Below are 607 nucleotides of genomic sequence, written 5' to 3'. Positions count from 1 at the left end.
CCCACCCACGCCACACGATCACTCGAGCTGAACTGCGCATAGCCATTGTTGATGACGAGCCGGTTGACCGCACGGTGAGCAACAACAACCCCCTTGGGAAGGCCGGTCGAGCCGGAGGTGTACATCACGTAAGCAGCAGCCTCGGCGCTCAATGCCAGGCCAGGATCGGCACTAGACCCAGTCCCAGCCATGAGCGGCTCAATGGCCAGAACAGGGATCGTCACCTCAAGCAGATCATCATCGTCACTCTCGCTAAGCACCAGGCGCGCAGCACAATCGGCCATCAGCCATTCTTGTCGCGCAGATGGAAGAGCGCGATCGACCGGCACATACACTCCCCCCGCCTTGAGGATCGCCAGTTGCGCCACCACAAGGGCGACGGAGCGGTTCAGCACTGTCGCAACGCAATCCCCCGGCTTCACACCGAGCCCGATCAGATGATGCGCCAGCCGGTTGGCTCGCGCGTTGAGCTCGCCATAGCTCAGGCGCTCGTCCTCATGGACCACCGCCAAAGCCTCCGGCGCCTGGCGCACCTGCGCCTCGAACAGCTCGTGGACGCACCGCTGCGACGGATAGGCCGCCGCCGTCCGGTTCAGATCCTCCAGCA

Annotated in this window: 1 protein-coding gene; it reads right to left on the bottom strand. The window is 63.8% G+C overall.

Features of this window, described 5'->3' with window-relative positions:
• Positions 1-607, bottom strand: a 607-nt coding sequence (locus tag NKJ84_RS33115) for an AMP-binding protein (RefSeq protein WP_352510021.1), incomplete at both ends; no start/stop codon positions are given.

Origin of the sequence: Mesorhizobium sp. M0048 (genome assembly GCF_040323405.1) — a bacterium.
Taxonomy (GTDB): domain Bacteria; phylum Pseudomonadota; class Alphaproteobacteria; order Rhizobiales; family Rhizobiaceae; genus Mesorhizobium.
The sequence above is the reverse complement of the archived record's forward strand: the minus strand, read 5'-3'. Positions and strand labels throughout refer to the sequence as shown.